This is a genomic window from Streptomyces sp. SID5469 (assembly GCF_009862865.1).
Taxonomy (GTDB): domain Bacteria; phylum Actinomycetota; class Actinomycetes; order Streptomycetales; family Streptomycetaceae; genus Streptomyces; species Streptomyces avermitilis.
Genome location: NZ_WWIN01000001.1, coordinates 7,998,420 through 8,017,123 on the forward strand (window position 1 = coordinate 7,998,420; position 18,704 = coordinate 8,017,123).

Annotated in this window: 16 protein-coding genes; 11 read left to right on the top strand and 5 right to left on the bottom strand. The window is 71.4% G+C overall.

Going from position 1 to position 18,704, the window contains the following annotated elements:
• Positions 1-103: 103 nt before the first annotated feature.
• From GTY58_RS34705 to GTY58_RS34750, 10 genes are all read left to right on the top strand, one after another.
• Positions 104-1,108, top strand: coding sequence for an FKBP-type peptidyl-prolyl cis-trans isomerase (locus GTY58_RS34705; RefSeq protein WP_010988086.1), 1,005 nt, complete (start codon positions 104-106; stop codon positions 1,106-1,108).
• Positions 1,109-1,179: 71 nt separating this feature from the next.
• Positions 1,180-1,554, top strand: coding sequence for an FKBP-type peptidyl-prolyl cis-trans isomerase (locus tag GTY58_RS34710; RefSeq protein ID WP_010988087.1), 375 nt, complete (start codon positions 1,180-1,182; stop codon positions 1,552-1,554).
• A 219-nt stretch (positions 1,555-1,773) separates the two neighbouring features.
• Complete coding sequence (locus GTY58_RS34715) at positions 1,774-2,751, top strand: WYL domain-containing protein (protein WP_010988088.1); 978 nt, start codon at positions 1,774-1,776, stop codon at positions 2,749-2,751.
• Between the two features lie 16 nt (positions 2,752-2,767).
• Complete coding sequence (locus GTY58_RS34720) at positions 2,768-3,808, top strand: WYL domain-containing protein (RefSeq protein WP_010988089.1); 1,041 nt, start codon at positions 2,768-2,770, stop codon at positions 3,806-3,808.
• A gap of 116 nt (positions 3,809-3,924) precedes the next feature.
• On the top strand, positions 3,925-4,185 hold the full coding sequence (locus GTY58_RS34725; protein WP_037646654.1) for a hypothetical protein: 261 nt from the start codon (positions 3,925-3,927) through the stop codon (positions 4,183-4,185).
• Positions 4,186-4,195: 10 nt separating this feature from the next.
• Positions 4,196-4,390 (top strand): hypothetical protein, encoded by a 195-nt coding sequence (locus GTY58_RS34730; RefSeq protein WP_010988091.1) that lies wholly within the window; start codon positions 4,196-4,198, stop codon positions 4,388-4,390.
• A 334-nt stretch (positions 4,391-4,724) separates the two neighbouring features.
• Positions 4,725-5,009, top strand: coding sequence for a Sec-independent protein translocase subunit TatA (gene tatA / locus GTY58_RS34735; protein WP_010988092.1), 285 nt, complete (start codon positions 4,725-4,727; stop codon positions 5,007-5,009).
• 47 nt (positions 5,010-5,056) lie between these two features.
• Positions 5,057-6,004: a twin-arginine translocase subunit TatC gene (tatC, locus tag GTY58_RS34740; protein ID WP_010988093.1), complete on the top strand. Its 948-nt coding sequence runs from the start codon at positions 5,057-5,059 to the stop codon at positions 6,002-6,004.
• Between the two features lie 31 nt (positions 6,005-6,035).
• Positions 6,036-6,926 carry a diacylglycerol kinase gene (locus tag GTY58_RS34745; protein WP_010988094.1) on the top strand — a complete coding sequence of 297 codons (891 nt, stop codon included), beginning with the start codon at positions 6,036-6,038 and terminating at the stop codon, positions 6,924-6,926.
• Positions 6,927-6,966: 40 nt separating this feature from the next.
• Entirely contained in the window at positions 6,967-9,825 is a 2,859-nt protein-coding gene (locus tag GTY58_RS34750) for a DEAD/DEAH box helicase (protein WP_037646460.1), read from the top strand.
• A gap of 88 nt (positions 9,826-9,913) precedes the next feature.
• Here GTY58_RS34750 and GTY58_RS34755 read toward each other — a convergent pair whose 3' ends face one another.
• From GTY58_RS34755 to GTY58_RS34775, 5 genes are all read right to left on the bottom strand, one after another.
• Complete coding sequence (locus GTY58_RS34755; protein WP_010988096.1) at positions 9,914-11,014, bottom strand: LLM class flavin-dependent oxidoreductase; 1,101 nt, start codon at positions 11,012-11,014, stop codon at positions 9,914-9,916.
• A gap of 191 nt (positions 11,015-11,205) precedes the next feature.
• On the bottom strand, positions 11,206-12,858 hold the full coding sequence (gene atzF / locus GTY58_RS34760) for an allophanate hydrolase (protein ID WP_010988097.1): 1,653 nt from the start codon (positions 12,856-12,858) through the stop codon (positions 11,206-11,208).
• Positions 12,859-12,874: 16 nt separating this feature from the next.
• Positions 12,875-16,390 carry a 5-oxoprolinase/urea amidolyase family protein gene (locus GTY58_RS34765; RefSeq protein ID WP_010988098.1) on the bottom strand — a complete coding sequence of 1,172 codons (3,516 nt, stop codon included), beginning with the start codon at positions 16,388-16,390 and terminating at the stop codon, positions 12,875-12,877.
• Positions 16,387-17,022 carry an urea amidolyase associated protein UAAP2 gene (locus GTY58_RS34770; protein ID WP_010988099.1) on the bottom strand — a complete coding sequence of 212 codons (636 nt, stop codon included), beginning with the start codon at positions 17,020-17,022 and terminating at the stop codon, positions 16,387-16,389. The genes GTY58_RS34765 and GTY58_RS34770 overlap by 4 nt, the downstream gene beginning before the upstream one ends.
• Positions 17,019-17,843 carry an urea amidolyase associated protein UAAP1 gene (locus tag GTY58_RS34775; RefSeq protein ID WP_010988100.1) on the bottom strand — a complete coding sequence of 275 codons (825 nt, stop codon included), beginning with the start codon at positions 17,841-17,843 and terminating at the stop codon, positions 17,019-17,021. The genes GTY58_RS34770 and GTY58_RS34775 overlap by 4 nt, the downstream gene beginning before the upstream one ends.
• A 185-nt stretch (positions 17,844-18,028) precedes the next feature.
• On the opposite strand from GTY58_RS34775, the gene GTY58_RS34780 reads away from it, so the two are divergent.
• Positions 18,029-18,652 carry a TetR/AcrR family transcriptional regulator gene (locus tag GTY58_RS34780; protein ID WP_010988101.1) on the top strand — a complete coding sequence of 208 codons (624 nt, stop codon included), beginning with the start codon at positions 18,029-18,031 and terminating at the stop codon, positions 18,650-18,652.
• Positions 18,653-18,704: the final 52 nt, after the last annotated feature.

Here is an 18,704-nt window from a genome sequence, read left to right on the forward strand (position 1 = left end):
GTACGCAACGCGGGGCGCCGTACGTTTCTCGTACGGCGCCCTTCTCACGTCGTAGAGTTGCGCGCACTCCACCAACAAGATCGACCGATACGAGGCCCCCACAGTGCGCCGACGCTCAGTTCTTCTCGCCGTGCCGGCCGGACTGGTCACGCTCGCCGGATGCGGTGACGAAAAGTCCGACACGGCCAAGACCAAGCCCAGCACCAGCCCGTCTCCGTCGGCCTCCGCATCGTCGGCCCCGCCCCCCAAGATCGTCGACGGCCCGCTGCCGGCCATCACCGCCGGTACCAAGTTCGACGAGAAGCCGACCGTGGCCAAGGGCAGCGGCGACCCCTCGAAGGACGTGGCGGTCAAGACGGTCATCGCGGGCAGCGGCAAGACGGTCGCGGAGAACGACTACATCCAGGCGAACTACCTGGGCCAGGTCTGGGACACGGCGAAGGTCTTCGACAACTCCTACGACCGCAAGACGCCGCTGGTCATCCAGCTCGCCCAGGGAAGCATCATCGACGGCTGGCGCTATGCGCTGGCGGGCAAGAAGGCCGGCAGCCGGGTCCTGATGTCCGTGCCGCCCACCTGGGGCTACGGCAAGCAGGGCAACTCGCAGGCGGGCATCAAGGGCACCGACACCCTGGTGTTCGTGGTCGACATCCAGAACACGTTCAACGCGAAGAGCTCCGCCCAGGGCAAGGACGTCGCACAGGGCGACGCCAAGCTGCCGAAGGTCGGCACCAACACCGACGGCAAGGCCCCCTCCATCGACGTACCGAAGACGGCCGCCCCGACGAAGCTCGTGGCGAACTACGTCATCGAGGGCGACGGCGACGTGGTCAAGGCGGACAGCAGCGTCCTCGTGCAGTACAAGGGCGTGCTCTGGGACACCGGCAAGGAGTTCGACTCCACGTACAGCCGCTCGGCGCTGACGTCCTTCTCGCTGCAGCAGGTCGTCAAGGGCTGGTCCCAGGGTCTGACCGGCAAGAAGGTGGGCAGCCGCGTACTCATCGTGGTGCCGCCGAAGCTGGGTTACGGCGACAGCCCGCCGAGCGGGAGCGGCATCGAGAAGGACTCCACCCTGGTCTTCTCCGTCGACATCCTGGCGAAGATGTAACCCCTCCGGGGATGTGAGAGTGTCGGTCTTGCCGTAATGGCCTTTATCGCAGACAAGCAGGAGCTTTAGACGTGAGCATCGAGAAGCCCGAGATCGACTTCCCGGGCGGCGAGCCCCCGGCGGACCTCGAGATCAAGGACATCTGGGAGGGCGACGGACCGGTCGCCAAGGCGGGCAACACCGTCTCCGTGCACTACGTGGGTGTGGCCTTCTCCACCGGCGAGGAGTTCGACGCGTCCTGGAACCGCGGCACCCCGCTGCAGTTCCAGCTCGGTGCCGGCCAGGTCATCAAGGGCTGGGACCAGGGCGTGCAGGGCATGAAGGTCGGCGGCCGCCGCCAGCTGACCATCCCGGCGCACCTCGCGTACGGCGACCGCGGCGCCGGTGGCGGCCGTATCGCCCCCGGCGAGACGCTGATCTTCGTCTGCGACCTGGTCGCGGTCTGATCCTCACGGGGTTTTGGCCGCGGTCCGGTCGTCGTGCTGATCCGTCCGATCAGCCGTACGCTCTCGCCGCGGCCCGATCGTCGTACGCCGAATGATCGAGGTCCGACCGGACCCGATCATCTGGGGCCCATGCCTGTCCGGGCGTGGGCCCTCGGCTTTTGCCGCGACACTCCGGAGCGGTACGGTCAACGGTCGGAAGCACCATAGGGAAGGGCGTCGATGGCCATTGCCAAGGCCGAGCGGCTGATGAACCTGGCGCTGTGTCTGCTCGGGACACGACGGCCGCTCAGCAAGCGCGAGCTGCGTGACTCCATCGAGGCATACGTCGAGGCTTTTGGGCCGGGCAAGGGTGCGGCGAGTTCGGACGACTCCTTCAACCGGATGTTCGAGCGCGACAAGGACGATCTGCGCGAGCTCGGCCTGGTCATCGAGACGGTGGAGAACCTCGACGGCGAGGTCGGCTACCTCGCGCGCCGCGACAGCAACCGCCTGCCGGCCATCACCTTGGACGCCGAGGAGGCCGCCGCCCTCGGTCTCGCCGCGAAGGTCTGGCAGCAGGCCCGTCTCGCCGGTGCCGCGAGCGGCGCCCTGCAGAAGCTGCGCGCCGCGGGGCTTCCCGAGGATGTCGACCCGTACGAGGCCCACGGCGCCCTGGAACCGCGCATCCCCGTGCACGAGGCCGCTTTCGAACCTCTGATGCTCGCCTGCCGTGACCGGCGCCCCGCTTCCTTCGACTACCGCAAGGCGAACGCGGCCCGTCCCGAGCCGCGCACCGTGGAGCCCTGGGCCCTCGAGTGCTGGCGCGGCCACTGGTATCTGGCCGGCTGGGACCGTGACCGCGGCGCCGAGCGGGTCTTTCGGCTCTCCCGGATCACCGGCAAGGTCCGTACGCGCAGCGGAAGGTACACCGCCGAGGTGCCCGATGTCGTCACCGTGCGCGAGACGGTGGCGAGCTGGGCGGGGGAGACCGCCGACCGTTCCGCTCTGATCCGGCTGCGTACCGGTGCCGGCTATCCGCTGCGGGCCAAGGCCGTCTCGGTACGGGAACTGGGCGACGGCTGGGACGAGTTGGAGATTCCGTACGGGCACGGTCTGGACGCGTGGCTCGTCGAGTTCGGGCCCGATGTGGTGGTCCTGGAGCCGGCCGAGCTGCGGGCCGACGTGGTGGACCGGCTGCGTGCCGTGGCCAAGGGCTGAGGGGGAACACAAGAACGTGGCAGGCAAACCGGCCAGGCCCGCGAACGCGATCGACCAGACCCGGCGGATGCTGTCCCTGGTGACGTATCTGCGCGAGCGTCCCGGCGCGCGCGTCGAGGACGTCGCCCGCGCCTTCGGGATCACCGAGGACGAGCTGATCTCCGACCTCGACGTGCTGCCGCTGTGCGGGACGAGTTTCCGCGGTGGCGACCTCCTCGACATCGACACCGACGGCGACCGGATCTGGTGGCACAATCCGGCCGCTCTCGGCGCGGACGCGGCCGAGCCCCTGCGGCTCGCCGCCGACGAGGCGACCGCCCTGCTGGTGGCCGCCCGCGCCGTGTCCACGCTGCCGGGCCTGCGGGAGGGCGACCGGCAGGCGCTGCTGCGGGCCACCGCCAAGGTGGAGACCGCGGCGGGCGAGGCGGCCGGGGCCAGCTCCCGGCTCTCGGTGACCTTCGAGTCGGAGGGCGGTGTCTTCGCGGACGTCGACCGGGCGATCTCGGAGCGCCGCCGACTGTGGATCCGCTACTACTCGCCCGCCCGCGACGAGCTCACCGAACGCGAGATCGACCCGATCCGGCTGGTCAGCGTCGGCCACACCTATGTGGAGGCGTGGTGCCGCCGCTCCGAGGCGCGGCGCACCTTCCGGCTGGACCGGGTGGCCGAGATCCGCATTCTGGACGAGCCTTCCGCGCCGCCCGAGGTCGAGCTGCGGGACCTCTCCGAAGGGCTGGTACAGCCCGCGGCCGAGGACCCCGAGGTGGTGGTCGAGGTCGGTCCCGGCGGCCGCTGGGTGGCCGAGTACTACCCGCACGACAGCGCGGATGAGCTTCCGGACGGCGGGCTGCGTATCACTCTGCGGACCCCCGAGCCCGCGTCGTTGCGGAGGCTCGCGCTGCGCCTCGGCCGCGACGGGCGGATCGTCTCGCCGCAGGACCTGGCGGACAGCGCCCGCCGCGCCGCCCAGGAGGCGCTCGCCGCGTACGACGACGCACCGCGGGGTGCCGACGGAGTTCAGGACGGGCCGTACGACAGGCAGGAGCAGGGGCTGTGAGCACGTCGTCGATGTCTGGTGCGCCGGAGCAGTCGGATACGGCGCGGAGGGTCGTCGTCCCGGGGCCGGCGTCGGGTACGGCGGACAGGGCCGTCGTCCCGGTCGAGGCGCCGGAGATGTCGGTGGGGGCGGCGTTCGCGGGGATGCGGAGAGTGGCCCATGTGGTCTTCAGGGCGGGCTGCCCCGACTGCCGGGCCCGCTTCGAGCTGGGGGCGAACGCCCTGCGCCTGGCCATCGGCGCCACCAGCAGGACCACCTTCTACTCCTTCACCTGCCCCGAGTGCGGAGTCCCCGTCCGCAAGCCGGCCGGGGAGCGGATCGTCGCGCTCCTCACCGGGGGCGGGGTGCGCACCCTGCGCCTGCACTCGACGGTCTAGGCTCGGCGTCATGTTCTGGCCGATGCTCGCGATTGCCGTGGGGTTCCTGGGTCTTGCCGTGCTCGGCGTGCTCGCCGTCCGCGTTTTTCTGGCGGCCGAGCGGCTGGGCAGGCAGGTCACGGACTCCGCGCGCCGGATCAATCGCGCCGCCGACGACCTGGAGCGGGCGACCGTGGCGGCGGCACGATCCGCGGATCCGGTATGAGCCGGCTTCTGCGGATCCGGTACGGGCCGGCTTCTGCGGATCCGGTACGGGCCGGCTTCTGCGGATCCGGTACGGGCCGGCTTCTATGGATTCGGTATGAGTCGCCTTAGGGATGCGCAATGAGTCACTTCAGCCTGTCACCTTCGCGCTGAGGACAGGTACGCTGCTGATCGCGGCCCGGATAACGAGGCGCGAGCCGCGAACCGGGAGTACGCACAGGGATTGCCCCGCGTTCACCCCTGAGCGTTACGATCGCTGCACGACAGCCGGACATTTGTCCGACCGATCGGACAGCACCCCCGCCCATGCCGCCTCGGTGAGAAGGTAAAGACTTATGTTCGGAAGGCTCGGAGCTCCCGAGATCATTCTCATCCTCGTCGTCATCATCCTGCTGTTCGGCGCGAAGAAGCTTCCGGACATGGCGCGTTCCCTCGGTAAGTCCGCGCGCATCCTCAAGAGCGAGGCGAAGGCGATGAAGTCGGAGGGCCAGGAGTCCACTCCCGCGGGCCCGCCGAACACCGACGAGCAGCCCCCGGCTCAGCGCACGATCCAGGCCGCGCCCGGCGACGTGACCAGCTCCCGTCCGGTCAGCGAGCCCACGGACACGACCAAGCGCTGACGCAGGGCCGGTGACTTCCGGCCCGCCGCACGAGATGGGAACGTGGGTTGCTCAAGCCTGCCCGCAACAAGGAGAAGGATCCCGAGGGGCGGATGCCCCTCGCGGAGCACCTTCGTGAGCTCAGAAACCGGCTCGCGAAGGCGATGCTGGCCATCGTCGTGGTCACGGCCGTCGCAGCCTTCTACTACAACGACATCATCAACTTCTTCACCAAGCCGGTCCTGGAATCCGTCGGGTGCCCGAAGACCTTCGCCGAGGTGGCGAAGATGCCCGAGGGCAAGCAGTGCGCGCAGATCACGATCAACGGTCTGCTCGCCCCCTTCACCCTGGCGCTGAAGGTCTCCTTGATGGCGGGCGTCGCGCTCGCCTCGCCGGTCTGGCTCTACCAGCTCTGGGCGTTCGTCGCGCCGGGCCTGCACAGGAGCGAGAAGAAGTACGCGTACGCGTTCGTCGGGACGGGTGTTCCGCTCTTCATGGGTGGCGCCTTCTTCGCCTACAAGGTGCTGCCGACCACCGCCAAGGTACTGATGGAGTTCACGCCGAACGGCGTCAGCAATCTGCTGCCGCTGGACGATCTCCTCGACCTCGTCACGCGCATGGTGGTCGTCTTCGGCCTCTCCTTCGAGCTTCCGCTGCTGCTGGTCATGCTCAACCTCACTGGGATCCTCACCGGCAAGCGCATGCTCGGCTGGTGGCGCGGCATGATCATGGGCATCACGGTCTTCGCGGCCCTCGCCACGCCCAGCACCGACCCGCTGACCATGCTGGCGCTCGCCGGCCCCATCTGGATCCTGTACTTCGGAGCGGTCGCCTTCTCGCTCGTCAACGACCGGCGCAAGCGCCGGCGTGAGGCCGAGGGGCCGGACGACGACGAGGCCTCCGAGCTGGACCTCACCCCCGAGGACATCGGTGAGATCGAGACCGTGTCGGCGAACCGGGCGTTGCCGGAGCAGTCGGTCACGGACCGGGTCAACGGTTATGACGACGTGACCTGACGGAGCCCGTGGATCTCGTAGGGTCAGGGCCGTGACCAGCGAGATCACCCTCTTCGTCAACCCCACCGCGGGACGCGGCCGGGGCGCCCACGCGGCGCAGCCGGCCGCTTCGGCTTTGCGGGCGGCGGGATTCTCCGTCCGTACGATCCTCGGGGAGAACGCCGAGGACGCTCTGGCCCGCGCGCGCGAAGCCGTCGCGGGTGGAACGGGCGCCTTGGTGGCCGTCGGCGGGGACGGCATGGCGCATCTGGCCCTTCAGGCCGTCGGCGGCACGCGCACCCCGCTCGGCCTGGTCGCCGTCGGCACCGGGAACGACTTCGCGCGGGCCCTGGGGCTCCCGGTGCGCGACCCGGCGGCCGCGGGGCGGGTGATCGCGGAGGCTCTGAAGGGGGCGCGGCTGCGTGACGTCGATCTGGGGCGTGTCGACGGAACCTGGTTCGGCACCGTCCTCGCCTCCGGCTTCGACTCCCGGGTCAACGACCGCGGCAACCGTATGCGCTGGCCCACCGGCCGCTTCAAGTACGACCTGGCGATGCTCGCCGAACTGGCCGCCTTCACGCCCGTCCCGTACCGGATGACGCTCGACGACGGAGCGGTCCGGGAGATCGAGGCGACCCTCGTGGCAGTCGGCAACGGGTCGTCGTACGGCGGCGGCATGAAGATCTGCGCGGACGCCGACCTCGACGACGGGCTGTTCGACATCACGGTCGTCGGGGACTGCAGCCGTACGACGCTGCTCAAGGTGTTCCCCAAGGTGTACAAGGGCACCCACCTCGACCATCCCAAGGTCACCGTGCACCGGGCCGCGAAGGTCGAACTCGTCGCTCAGGGCATCACGGGGTACGCGGACGGTGAGCCGCTGGGCCCGCTGCCGCTCACGGCGGAGTGCATACCCGGGGCGGCGCGGGTCGCTGTGCCCTGAGCTGCGTGAACCCTGGGTTTCACAGGCTTGGATCCGGATATTGATCGTCCTGTTGTCAGTGGCTCCCGGTAGTCTCGAAAGCACGATGACAGAGGACCTCTCACCGGCCGAGCGGTACGCGGCAGCTCGTCAGCGCGCTGCCGAGCAGGCCACCGCGCTCGCCCCCTTCCGCGAGATGTACGACTTCGGCCTCGACCCCTTCCAGATCGAGGCCTGTCAGGCACTCGAGGCGGGCAAGGGGGTGCTGGTGGCCGCGCCCACCGGCTCGGGCAAGACGATCGTCGGCGAGTTCGCCGTCCACCTCGCCCTCCAGCAGGGCAAGAAATGCTTCTACACCACCCCCATCAAGGCGCTCTCCAACCAGAAGTACGCCGATCTGGCCCGCCGTTACGGCGCGGACAAGGTCGGCCTCCTCACCGGCGACAACAGCGTCAACTCCGACGCCCCGGTGGTCGTGATGACCACCGAGGTCCTGCGGAACATGCTGTACGCGGGTTCCCAGACCCTCCTGGGTCTCGGCTATGTGGTCATGGACGAGGTGCACTACCTCTCCGACCGTTTCCGCGGCGCCGTCTGGGAGGAAGTGATCATCCATCTCCCCGAGTCGGTGACCCTGGTGTCACTTTCGGCGACCGTGTCGAACGCGGAGGAGTTCGGCGACTGGCTGGACACGGTGCGCGGCGACACCCAGGTGATCGTGTCCGAGCACCGGCCCGTGCCGCTGTTCCAGCATGTGCTGGCCGGACGCCGGATGTACGACCTGTTCGAGGAGGGCGAGGGCCACAAGAAGGCCGTCAACCCCGACCTCACGCGGCTGGCCCGCATGGAGGCCAGCCGCCCGTCGTACCAGGACCGCAAACGCGGCCGCGCCATGCGCGAGGCCGACCGCGAGCGTGAGCGCCGGCAGCGGTCGCGGGTGTGGACGCCGGGCCGGCCCGAGGTGATCGAGCGGCTGGACGCCGAAGGGCTGCTGCCCGCCATCACGTTCATCTTCAGCCGCGCCGCCTGCGAGGCCGCCGTCCAGCAGTGCCTGTACGCGGGCCTCAGGCTGAACGACGAGGCCGCGCGCGACAAGGTGCGCGCCCTCGTGGAGGAGCGCACGGCATCCATCCCGACCGAGGATCTGCACGTCCTCGGCTACTACGAGTGGCTGGAGGGACTGGAGCGCGGCATCGCGGCCCATCACGCGGGCATGCTGCCGACGTTCAAGGAGGTCGTCGAGGAGCTCTTCGTACGCGGCCTGGTCAAGGCCGTGTTCGCCACCGAGACCCTGGCGCTCGGCATCAACATGCCCGCCCGCTCGGTGGTGTTGGAGAAGCTCGTCAAGTGGAACGGCGAGCAGCACGCCGACATCACCCCCGGCGAGTACACCCAGTTGACGGGCCGGGCGGGTCGCCGTGGGATCGATGTCGAGGGCCACGCGGTCGTGTTGTGGCAGCGCGGCTTCAGCCCCGAGCACCTGGCAGGCCTCGCTGGCACCCGTACGTACCCGCTGCGCTCCAGCTTCAAGCCGTCGTACAACATGGCGGTGAACCTGGTCGACCAGTTCGGCCGGCACCGCTCACGCGAGCTGCTCGAGACGTCCTTCGCGCAGTTCCAGGCCGACAAGTCGGTCGTCGGGATCTCCCGGCAGGTGCAGCGCAACGAGGAGGGGCTCGAGGGCTACAAGGAGTCCATGACCTGCCACCTCGGGGACTTCGAGGAGTACGCGCGGCTGCGCCGCGAACTCAAGGACCGCGAGACCGAGCTGGCCAAGCAGGGCGCGGCGCAGCGGCGGGCCGAAGCGGCGGTGGCGCTGGAGAAGCTCAAGCCGGGCGATGTCATCCACGTCCCGACCGGCAAGTACGCCGGACTGGCGCTCGTGCTCGACCCGGGCCTGCCCGCGGGCCGCTCCAACGGCCATCGTGGCTTCGAGCAGCACGACGGCCCGCGGCCGCTGGTGCTGACCGCCGAGCGCCAGGTGAAGCGGCTCGCCTCGATGGACTTCCCGGTGCCGGTCGAGGCGCTGGAGCGGATGCGGATCCCCAAGTCCTTCAATCCGCGCTCGCCGCAGTCCCGTCGGGATCTCGCCTCCGCGCTGCGGACGAAGGCCGGGCACATCGTCCCGGACCGGCATCGCAAGGGCCGTTCCGCGGCCGCCGACGACCGTGAGATCGCCCGGCTGCGGGCGGAGTTGCGCGCGCACCCCTGCCACGGGTGCAACGACCGGGAGGACCACGCCCGTTGGGCCGAGCGCTACTACCGGCTGATGCGTGACACCTCGCAGCTGGAGCGGCGCATCGAGGGCCGTACGAACACGATCGCCCGCACCTTCGACCGGATCGTCGCGCTCCTGACCGAGCTGGACTATCTGCGCGGCGACGAGGTCACCGCGCACGGCAAGCGGCTCGCCCGTCTCTACGGCGAACTCGACCTGCTGGCCAGCGAGTGCCTGCGTGCCGGGGTCTGGGAAGGCCTCGATCCGGCCGAACTCGCCGCGTGCGTCTCGGCGTTGGTGTACGAGTCGCGGGTCGGTGACGACGCGATGGCGCCCAAGCTGCCGTCCGGCAAGGCCAAGGCGGCGCTGGGCGAGATGGTCCGGATCTGGGGGCGCCTCGACGCCCTGGAGGAAGACTTCCGGATCACCCAGACGGAGGGTGTCGGACAGCGCGAGCCGGACCTCGGCTTCGCCTGGGCCGCGTACATGTGGGCCTCCGGCAAGGGCCTGGACGAGGTGCTGCGCGAGGCGGAGATGCCGGCCGGTGACTTCGTCCGCTGGTGCAAGCAGGTCATCGACGTGCTGGGCCAGATCTCCGCCGCCGCACCCGTCAGGGGCGAGGGCTCCACGGTCGCGAAGAACGCCCGCAAGGCGGTCGACGAACTGCTGCGCGGGGTGGTCGCCTACTCGTCGGTGGGCTGAGCCGGCGCCGCGCCCGCTTCGCCGCCCCTTACCTTTCCGGAGGGGCGGCGATTCTTCGCGGAGGGGCCGACGAAGCGGGGCGCGGGTGCTAGGCCGCCACCCGCGCCGCGTCCCGCTTCGCGACTTCTTCGCGGACGATCGGGATCACGTGCCGGCCGAAGTCGATCGCGTCGTCGAGGAGGTCGTAGCCGCGGGCCGAGAGGATGTCGACTCCGAGGTCGTAGTAGTCGAGGAGGGCCTCGGCCACCGTCTCGGGGGTGCCGACCAGTGCCGTGGAGTTGCCGGCGCCGCCCGTCTCCGCCGCCGTCGGGGTCCACAGGGCGCGGTCGTGGCGGTCGCCCCGGGCGGCCACCGCCAGCAGCCGCTGGGAGCCCGAGTTCTCCGGATTCTTCAGCGGATGGCGGCGGCTGAGCGGAGCCCCGGCCGTGCGCGCCTTGATCCGGGCCAGCGTCCGGTGCGCCTTCTCCCAGGCCAGTTCCTCCGTCGGCGCGATGATCGGGCGGAACGCGACCTGGATCCTTGGGATGTCCGTGCGGCCCGCCGCCTTCGCCGCGGCCTTCACCGACTCGATCTGCTCGGCGGTCTGCGCCAGCGGCTCGCCCCACAGGCAGTAGATGTCCGCCTCGGCGCCCCCGGCCGCGTACGCGGCGGCCGATGAGCCGCCGAAGGAGACGGGCGGATGCGGCTGCTGGACGGGAAAGGTGTCGCTGACGAAGTCGTGGAAGCGGTAGTGCGTGCCCTCGTGGTCGAACGGCTCGTGCGTCGTCCACGCCTTCTTGATGATCTGGATGGCTTCCCGGGTGCGCGCGTACCGTTCGTCCTTGGTCAGGAAGTCGCCCTCGCGCTGCTGCTCGTGGTCGTTGCCGCCGGTGATGAAGTGGACGGCCAGCCGGCCGTCGCTGATGCGGTCGAGGGTCGCGAAGGTCTTGGCCGCGAACGTCGGGTACGAGACGTTCGGGCGGTGCGCCACCAGGATCTGGATCTTCTCCGTGCGGGCCGCGATGTAGGCGGCCGCGGGCGACGGATCGGGGGAGCCGGACCCGTACGCGAACAGGATCCGGTCCCAGCCGTACTCCTCGTGGGCGCGGGCCAGCCTGAGCGTGTACTCCTTGTCGAAGGACGGCCCGGAGCGGGCGGTCACTTCGGAGCCTTCGTTGGTTGCGGCGATGCCGAGGAACTCTACGGGCATGGTGGTGCGGCCTCGATTCGGTGCTGCGGTGCGCTGACGGTGGCGGAGGGCGTCGTCAGGCGCGACACGCCGCCGACCACACTCGACAGAAGTCGATGTGGTCGCGGGTGACCAGCAGCAGCCGGGGTCGCATGGGCTCAGTTGAACAGGCGGGTACGTGTCGCGTCAACGGCGCGTGTGAACGGCGTGTGTCAACGGTCCAGGTACGCCCGCCAGCCCCCGTACTCCGTGATGTCCGCCGCGTCCGTGAGCGCGTCCGGCTCGCACAGGAAGCCCGGGACGCGGCTGCCGTCGGCCAGTTCGACCTGGCCGAGCGTCATCGGGCGGGGGAGTGAGGCGAGCAGCCGGCCGAGGCCTTCGGCGGGCAGCCGCCAGACCTCCGTCTCGATCGCGGCGCCGCCCTGACGCACGTGCACGAGGCCCGGCTTGGGCGGGGTGGTCGGCAGGGCGTGCAGCCGGTAGGCGGGTGCGGTGGTGGTCGTACGCTCCCGTCGCGCGCCCAGGGCCAGGAGCTGCGGGTTGAGCGGCTGGCCCGACAGATGCGCGCCGATCACCGCCACGCTCAGCTGTGGCTGAAGCAGGGCGGCGATCCGGGCGAGCCGCCCGTCGGTGAACGCCGGGCCGATCAGCATCACCCCGAAGGGCAGTTGGGCGGGCGTGAGACCGGCGGGGGCGGCGACCGCGGCCAGGTCGAAGAGGTTCGTGGAGTTGGTGAAGCGCCCGAGGCGGGCGTTGGCGCCCAGCGGGTCGGCGGCGACCTCGGCGAGTGTGGGGTGACCGGGGGTGGTGGGCAGCAGCAGGGCGTCGGCATCACCGAGTTCGGCGAGCGCCCGGGTGCGCAGGGTGGCCAGACGTTCCTGGTCGGCGAAGAGCCGGTGGGCCGGGATGTCCCGGGCGCGGGTGATGATGCCGGCGACGGTGGGGTCGAGCCCCGCACCGCCCTCGCTGATCAACTTGTCGACAAAGCTCCCCACCGCGGTGTAGCGCTCGGCCACGAACGCACCCTCGTAGAGCATCGCCGCGGCCTCGGTGAACGGGCTGAGATCGATCGTGCGGACCGAGACGCCCGCCGCCACGAGGTGCTCCACCGCGGCCTCGTACGCCTCGCCCCAGCCCTCGTCCAGCTCGCCGAGCTGCGGCAGCGGCGGGACCGCGACGCGCCACGGGCCGGGGGCGCGCTGGGGGAGCGGAGGGAGGTCCCGGCCGGGCGGCGACGCCAGGTGCGCGAGGGCCTGCTCGGCCTCCGGGAGCGTACGGGCGAAGACGGTGACGCAGTCGAGGGAGGCGCAGGCGGGGACGGTGCCCGTCGTGGGGACGAGGCCGCGGGTGGGCTTGAGGCCGACGATGCCGTTGAAGGCGGCGGGGACACGGCCGGAGCCCGCGGTGTCCGTACCGAGGGCGAAGTCCACGATGCCCAGGGCCACGGCCACGGCCGAGCCCGCGCTGGAGCCGCCGCTGATCCTCGCCGGGTCGTACGCGCCGCGCACCGCCCCGTACGGGGAACGGGTGCCGACCAGGCCGGTGGCGAACTGGTCCAGGTTCGTCGTGCCGAGCACGATCGCGCCGGCCGCCCGGAGCCGGGCGACGGCCGGGGCGTCGGCCTCGGGCAGGTAGGCGTACGCGGGGCAGCCCGCGGTGGTCGCCAGGCCGTGGACGTCGATGTTGCCCTTGACGGCGAACAGGCGTCCGGCGAGCGGGAGCCGCTGACCCGCCGCGACGCGCTCGTCGGTCACCGCCGCCTCGGCCTCGACGTCCGCCCGGGATCGGAGATCGATCCAGATCTCCGGACGGTCGACGGCCGCCACACGGGCGTACGCGGCACGGACACGGGACAGAGTGGACATGCGTGCTCCTCGAAGTTCAGCTCGTGGCCGGTGCGAGCACGACCAGCGCCGTGCCCGCCGCCACCTGATCGCCCGGCCTGGCCAGGATCTCCGTCACCACACCGGCCATCGGCGCGGGCACCCTGGACTCCATCTTCATCGCCTCCAGGGTGAGCAGCGGCTGGCCGGCCGTCACCGCGTCGCCCGGTCCCACGTTCAGCTGCCAGACCGACGCGGCGAACTCGGCCTCCACCAGAGCGCCGCCCACCGGAACGGTCACCTCGGCCGGCGGGGCCTCGGGCGCCGTCGCCGCCTCGGCCCGCGCGAACTCGCCCGCCGCCTCCCACGCGTCCCGCTCCGCCGCGAAGGCCGCGCCCTGGCGGGCCCGGAAGGCGGCGATGGAGCCGGCGTTCGCGGCGAGGAAGGACTCGTACCCGGCCAGCGAGAACTCGCCCTCCTCGACGCGCGGCACGAAGCGGCCCGAGGCGATGTCGGCGCGCAGGTCGAGGAGTTCGTCGGGCCCGACGGCGTACCACTTGATCCGGTCGAAGAAGCGCAGCAGCCACGGCGAGCCCGGTTCGAACGCGCCGCGCTGCTGCCAGCCCGACCAGACCTGGGTCGTGCGGCCCACGAACTGGTAGCCGCCGGGGCCCTCCATCCCGTAGACGCACAGGTACGCGCCGCCGATGCCGACCGAGTTCTCGGCGGTCCAGGTGCGCGCCGGGTTGTACTTGGTGGTGACCAGGCGGTGGCGCGGGTCGAGCGGTGTGGCCACCGGCGCTCCCAAGTACACGTCGCCCAGGCCGAGTACGAGGTACTCCGCGTCGAAGACCGTGTCGTACACGTCCGCCACCGACTCCAGGCCGTTGACGCGGCGGATGAACTCGATGTTCCACGGGCACCAGGGCGCGTCGTCGCGCACGCCCGCCATGTAGCGCTCGATCGCCTCGCGGGTGGCCGGGTCGTCCCAGGAGAGGGGGAGGTGGACCGTGCGGGACGGGACGACGAGCTGGTCGGTGGGCGGGAGCGCGCTCACCGTCTCCCGTACGACCGCGAGGAGTTCGCGTAGCGGCAGGCGGCGCGGGTCCGTCCGGATCTGGAGCGAGCGAATGCCCGGGGTGAGGTCCGTGACGCCGTCCAGCCCGGCTTCGGCCACCGCTTCCATCAGCGCGTGCACCCGCATGCGCAGGGCCAGGTCGAGCTGCATCGGGCCGAATTCGACCAGCAGGTTGTCGTCGCCGCTGCGCCGGTAGGTCACGTCGCCGTCCCGTGCGAGCACCCCGCCGTCCACGATCGCGGGCCGCGTCGAGCCGTCCTCGGCCAGCGGTGTGAAGCGGACCGTGTCGCCGGGGCGCAGCTGCCCGAGCTTCCAGCGCTCCGCCGTGGCGACCGTCGCCGGGCAGACGAAACCGCCGAGCGAGGGCCCGTCCGGGCCGAGCAGTACCGGCATGTCGCCCGTGTAGTCGACGGCACCGACCGAGTACGGGGTGTCGTGGATGTTGGACGGGTGCAGCCCCGCCTCTCCGCCGTCCGAGCGCGCCCAGCGGGGCTTGGGTCCGACCAGTCGTACGCCCGTCCGGGCCGAGTTGAAGTGGACCTTCCAGCCGGCCGCGTAGAAGTCGCGGATGTCGTCCTCGGTGAAGAACTCCGGTGCGGCGTGCGGTCCTTCCAGGGCGCCGACGTGCCACTCCGTAGCGAACACCGGCCGGTCCCCGGCGGGCACGGGAGCGCCCCGGTCCGTGACCGACCCGCCGTGCAGCACGTCCCCCGTGCGCAGCGCCCGCCCGCCGTGCCCGCCGAACCGGCCCAGTGTGAAGGTGGCCGCGCTGCCGAGGAACGCGGGGACGTCCAGGCCGCCCGCGAACAGCACATAGGTCCGCAGGCCGGGCTCGGCGGGGGCGCCGACCTCCAGGAGGGCCCCGGCGGGCACCGTCACCGGCTCCCACTGGGCGACCGGCGTTCCGTCCACGGTGACCGGTGCCGGGGCGCCCGTGACGCACACCGTCGTGGCGTGGGTGAAGCGCAGCGCCGGTCCCCGCAGGGTGCACTCCAGACCCGGCGCTCCCTCCTCGTTCCCGAGCGCCCGGTTGCCGAGCCGGAAGGAGCGGTCGTCCATCGGGCCGCACGGCGGCACGCCCACCTGCCAGTAGCCGGTGCGGCCCGGCCAGTCCTGGACGGTGGTGAGCGTGCCGGCCGCGACCACCTCGACGCGCGGAGTGGGGTCGGTGATCTTGGCCAGTGTCGCCGTCGTGTGGGTGGCGGTGCGCAAGCCGTGGTCGGCGAGCGCCGCCCGGACGAGCCCCAGATTCGTCTCGATGCCGTCGACCCGCGTCCGGGCCAGCGCCTCGTCGAGGCGGGCCAGCGCGTGCGCCCGGTCGGACCCGTACGCCACGACCTTGGCGAGCATGGGGTCGTACGACGTCGTGACCTCCGTCCCCGTCTCCACCCAGCCGTCCACCCGTACGCCCTGCGGGAACTCCACCCGCGTCAGCAGGCCCGCGCTGGGCCGGTGCTCGCGGGAGGGGTCCTCCGCGTACACCCGGGCCTCCACGGCGTGGCCGCGGGGCGGCCCCGGATCGCGTACGACGTCGGCGTCGCCGCCCGCGAGCCGCAGCATCCAGGCGACCAGGTCGACCCCGTAGATCTCCTCGGTGACCGGATGCTCCACCTGGAGACGGGTGTTGACCTCGAGGAAGTACGCCTCCTCGCGGGCGGCGTCGTACACGAACTCGACGGTTCCGGCGGAGCGGTAGCCGACCGCGGCGCACAAGTCCCGTGCCGCCGAGGCGAGGTGGTCGCGCACGTGTGAGGGGAGTCCCGGCGCGGGGGCCTCCTCGACCACCTTCTGGTTGCGGCGTTGGAGCGAGCAGTCCCGGTCGCCGAGGGTGACGACCCGGCCCCGGCCGTCGCCGAAGACCTGTACCTCGACATGGCGGGCGTGCTCGACCAGGCGTTCCAGGAAGATCCCCGCCGAGGAGAACGAGGCCGCGGTGACGCGCCGCACCCGCTCCCACGACTCGGCCAGTTCGGCGGCGGAACGGCAGGCCGACATGCCGATGCCGCCCCCGCCGCCGGTGGCCTTGAGCATGACGGGATAGCCGATGCGGGAGGCCGCGTCGAGCGCTTCGTCGAGCGAGGCGAGCAGCCCCGTGCCGGGTGCGAGCGGCACCCCGGCCGCCTCGGCCGCGGCCCGCGCCGTGTGCTTCGCGCCGAAGAGTTCCAGCTGCTCGGGCGTCGGTCCGACGAACACGATCCCGGCGTCCTCGCAGCGGCGCGCGAACGCCGCGTCCTCGGAGAGGAAGCCGTAGCCGGGGTGGATCGCGCCGGCGCCGGTGTCCTTGGCGGCCTTCAGTACGAGATCCGCGTCGAGGTACGACTCCTTCGCGGGCGCGGGGCCCAGGCGTACGGCCTCGTCGGCGAGCCGGACATGGGGCGCCGAGCGGTCCGGGTCGGAGTACACCGCGACGGTGCGCAGGCCGAGTTCACGCGCCGTGCGGATGACGCGGACGGCTATCTCGCCCCGGTTGGCGACGAGCAGGGTGTCGAAGGTCATGACGCGTCCCCCTGGACCTGGACGGCGGCCCCGATCGTCATCCGCACCGCCGTCGGCTCGAAGCCGTTGCAGGGGTTGTTGATCTGCGGGCAGTTGGAGACCAGCACGAGCACGTCGCGCTCGGCGCGCAGGGTCAGGGCCAGACCCGGGGCGGAGATGCCGTCGACGATGCCCAGCGTGCCGTCCTTCTCGACCGGCACGTTCATGTACCAGTTGATGTTCGAGACGAGATCGCGCTTGCCGAGGCCGTACTTGGCGCCCTCCGCGAGGAAGTTGTCCACGCACGCGTGCTGCGACCAGGTGTGGTGGCCGTACCGCAGTGTGTTCGACTCTTTGGAGCAGGCGCCGCCGACCGTGTCGTGGCGCCCCACCTCGTCCGCGACGACCGTCATCAGCGGGGTGTGCTCGTTGGACAGGAGCACACTGCCGGTGGTGAGGAAGACGCTGCCCTGGGCGTGGATCGTGTCGGGCGCGCTGTAGCGGACCGCGGTGTCGTGGGCGTCGTACACGAGGAAGTCCACGGCCTGGTTGCCGTGCAGGTCGGTGAGGGTGAGCGTCTCGCCCGCGCGGACGACGGCGGACCAGGCGGCCCGGGCGGGAACGACGGTCTCCGTGACGGCTGTCCGGGTCATGCGAGCCCCCTCGCGGCAAGGAATTCGGCGGTGTTCAGCAACGCGCGGCGGCCTTCGGGGGTCGCCTCCCACAGCGGGTCGCCGGGGCGGGTGGCGTCCGCGCGCCAGGCGAGCACCTCCAGCGGGGTGCTGACGTAGTCCGTACGCGGATCGGCGGGGTGCGGCACGTTCGCGATCAGCACCGTGAGGTCCTGCTCGGCGCGCAGGGTCACGCTGCCGCCGGGGCCGGCGGAGCCGGTGAAGTCGAGGGTGCCGTCGTCACGTACCTCCACGCCCTGGAAGAAGGAGAGCGAGGGCGGCAGGTCGCGCGGCTCCAGACCGTTCTTGGCCGCGGCCAGTTTGAACAGCTCGCGCCCCGCCGGGGAGGCGGACTGCGGGGTGCCGTCCCCGTACCGCTCCGTGTTGCGTACGAGCGTGGAGGTGCCGCACAGCGCGTCGTGCCGTCCCGAGGTGTCGGCGACCACCGAGGCGAGGACCCGGCCCTGGTCGGACAGGAGCAGCCGGTCCTCGCCGAGGTAGGCGTTCCACTGCACCTTGACCGTGTCGGCTACGTTCAGCCGCTCCCACGGACGGTCGGCGACGTACAGGAGGAGATGCGCACAGGCGTCGCCCCGCAGGTCGGTCAGGCGCAGCTCGGTGCCGCGGGCCAGCACCCGGTGCGTGTAGTTGCCGCCCGCGACCGTCTCCGCCCACACCAGGTGGCCCGCCGCGCAGGGCGGCGCGGGCCAGGCGCTCGCCGGTACGACGGGCATGGCCTCGGTCCGGGCGCCCTCCTGCGCCCGGGCGTGGGCGCGTGCCCCGTAGGTGGTCGCTGTCGCCATCGCGGACCTCCGCTGTTCGGCTCTTCGGGTGATTTCTGTCGCCCGACAGAAATTAGGGGCGGGTCGGGTCGGTGCCGTTGCCCTCGCATTGCCGGTCGGTTACCGATCCCTCACGGAAACCGTCCGGAGAGCGTCCGGCATCGCCCGAAGATCGCGTGGCGGTGCCGTGTGCGAGGATCGAACGCATGGGGACCAGTGGACGGCGGGTGGGCAGACCGCGCGCCGCGCAGCGGCCGGACAGCGGTCTGTCGCCGCGCGACGAACTCCTCACGGCCGCCGCCGAGTTGTTCACGACCCGTGGCTACGCCGCCACGACCACCCGTGCCGTCGCCGAGCGGGCCGGCATGCGGCAGGCGTCCATGTACCACTACGTCTCCGGCAAGGAGGAATTGCTCGCCGCGCTCCTGGAGTCCACGGTCACGCCCTCGCTCGCCCTGGCCCGGCACCTGCTCGCCGAGGACGCCGCCCCGGCCGAGAGCCGGCTGTGGGAGCTGTGCCGCACGGACGTGGAACTGCTCTGCGGCGGCCCGCACAACCTCGGCGGCCTGTACCTGCTGCCCGAGGTGCACACCGAACGCTTCGCCGGTTTCCATGCCGTACGGGCCGAACTGAAGGACACCTACCGGCAGTTGCTGGCCGCGACGGCCGTGGGCGGCGCACTCGCCAAGAGTGAGCTGGATCTGCGTACGGATCTGGTCTTCGGGCTGATCGAAGGTGTCATCCTCGTTCACCGCTCCGATCCGGAGCGCCCGGTCTCGGCTTTCGCCGAGGCGACCGCGGACGCCGCGCTGCGCATCGTCGGCGTCTGACGGACGTCCCGCCCCGGTGCCGGAAGCCGGGGGTCACCCCCGTGGGCGACAG

Excerpts from the sequence above, each read along its gene's own strand:
- GTY58_RS34715 (WP_010988088.1), top strand. The coding sequence starts at position 1,774 with ATGGCCATTGCCAAGGCCGAGCGGCTGATGAACCTGGCGCTGTGTCTG.
- GTY58_RS34725 (WP_037646654.1), top strand. The coding sequence starts at position 3,925 with ATGTCGGTGGGGGCGGCGTTCGCGGGGATGCGGAGAGTGGCCCATGTG.
- GTY58_RS34730 (WP_010988091.1), top strand. The coding sequence starts at position 4,196 with ATGTTCTGGCCGATGCTCGCGATTGCCGTGGGGTTCCTGGGTCTTGCC.
- tatA (WP_010988092.1), top strand. The coding sequence starts at position 4,725 with ATGTTCGGAAGGCTCGGAGCTCCCGAGATCATTCTCATCCTCGTCGTC.
- GTY58_RS34755 (WP_010988096.1), bottom strand. The coding sequence starts at position 11,014 with ATGCCCGTAGAGTTCCTCGGCATCGCCGCAACCAACGAAGGCTCCGAA.
- atzF (WP_010988097.1), bottom strand. The coding sequence starts at position 12,858 with ATGTCCACTCTGTCCCGTGTCCGTGCCGCGTACGCCCGTGTGGCGGCC.
- GTY58_RS34765 (WP_010988098.1), bottom strand. The coding sequence starts at position 16,390 with ATGACCTTCGACACCCTGCTCGTCGCCAACCGGGGCGAGATAGCCGTC.
- GTY58_RS34770 (WP_010988099.1), bottom strand. The coding sequence starts at position 17,022 with ATGACCCGGACAGCCGTCACGGAGACCGTCGTTCCCGCCCGGGCCGCC.
- GTY58_RS34775 (WP_010988100.1), bottom strand. The coding sequence starts at position 17,843 with ATGGCGACAGCGACCACCTACGGGGCACGCGCCCACGCCCGGGCGCAG.
- GTY58_RS34780 (WP_010988101.1), top strand. The coding sequence starts at position 18,029 with ATGGGGACCAGTGGACGGCGGGTGGGCAGACCGCGCGCCGCGCAGCGG.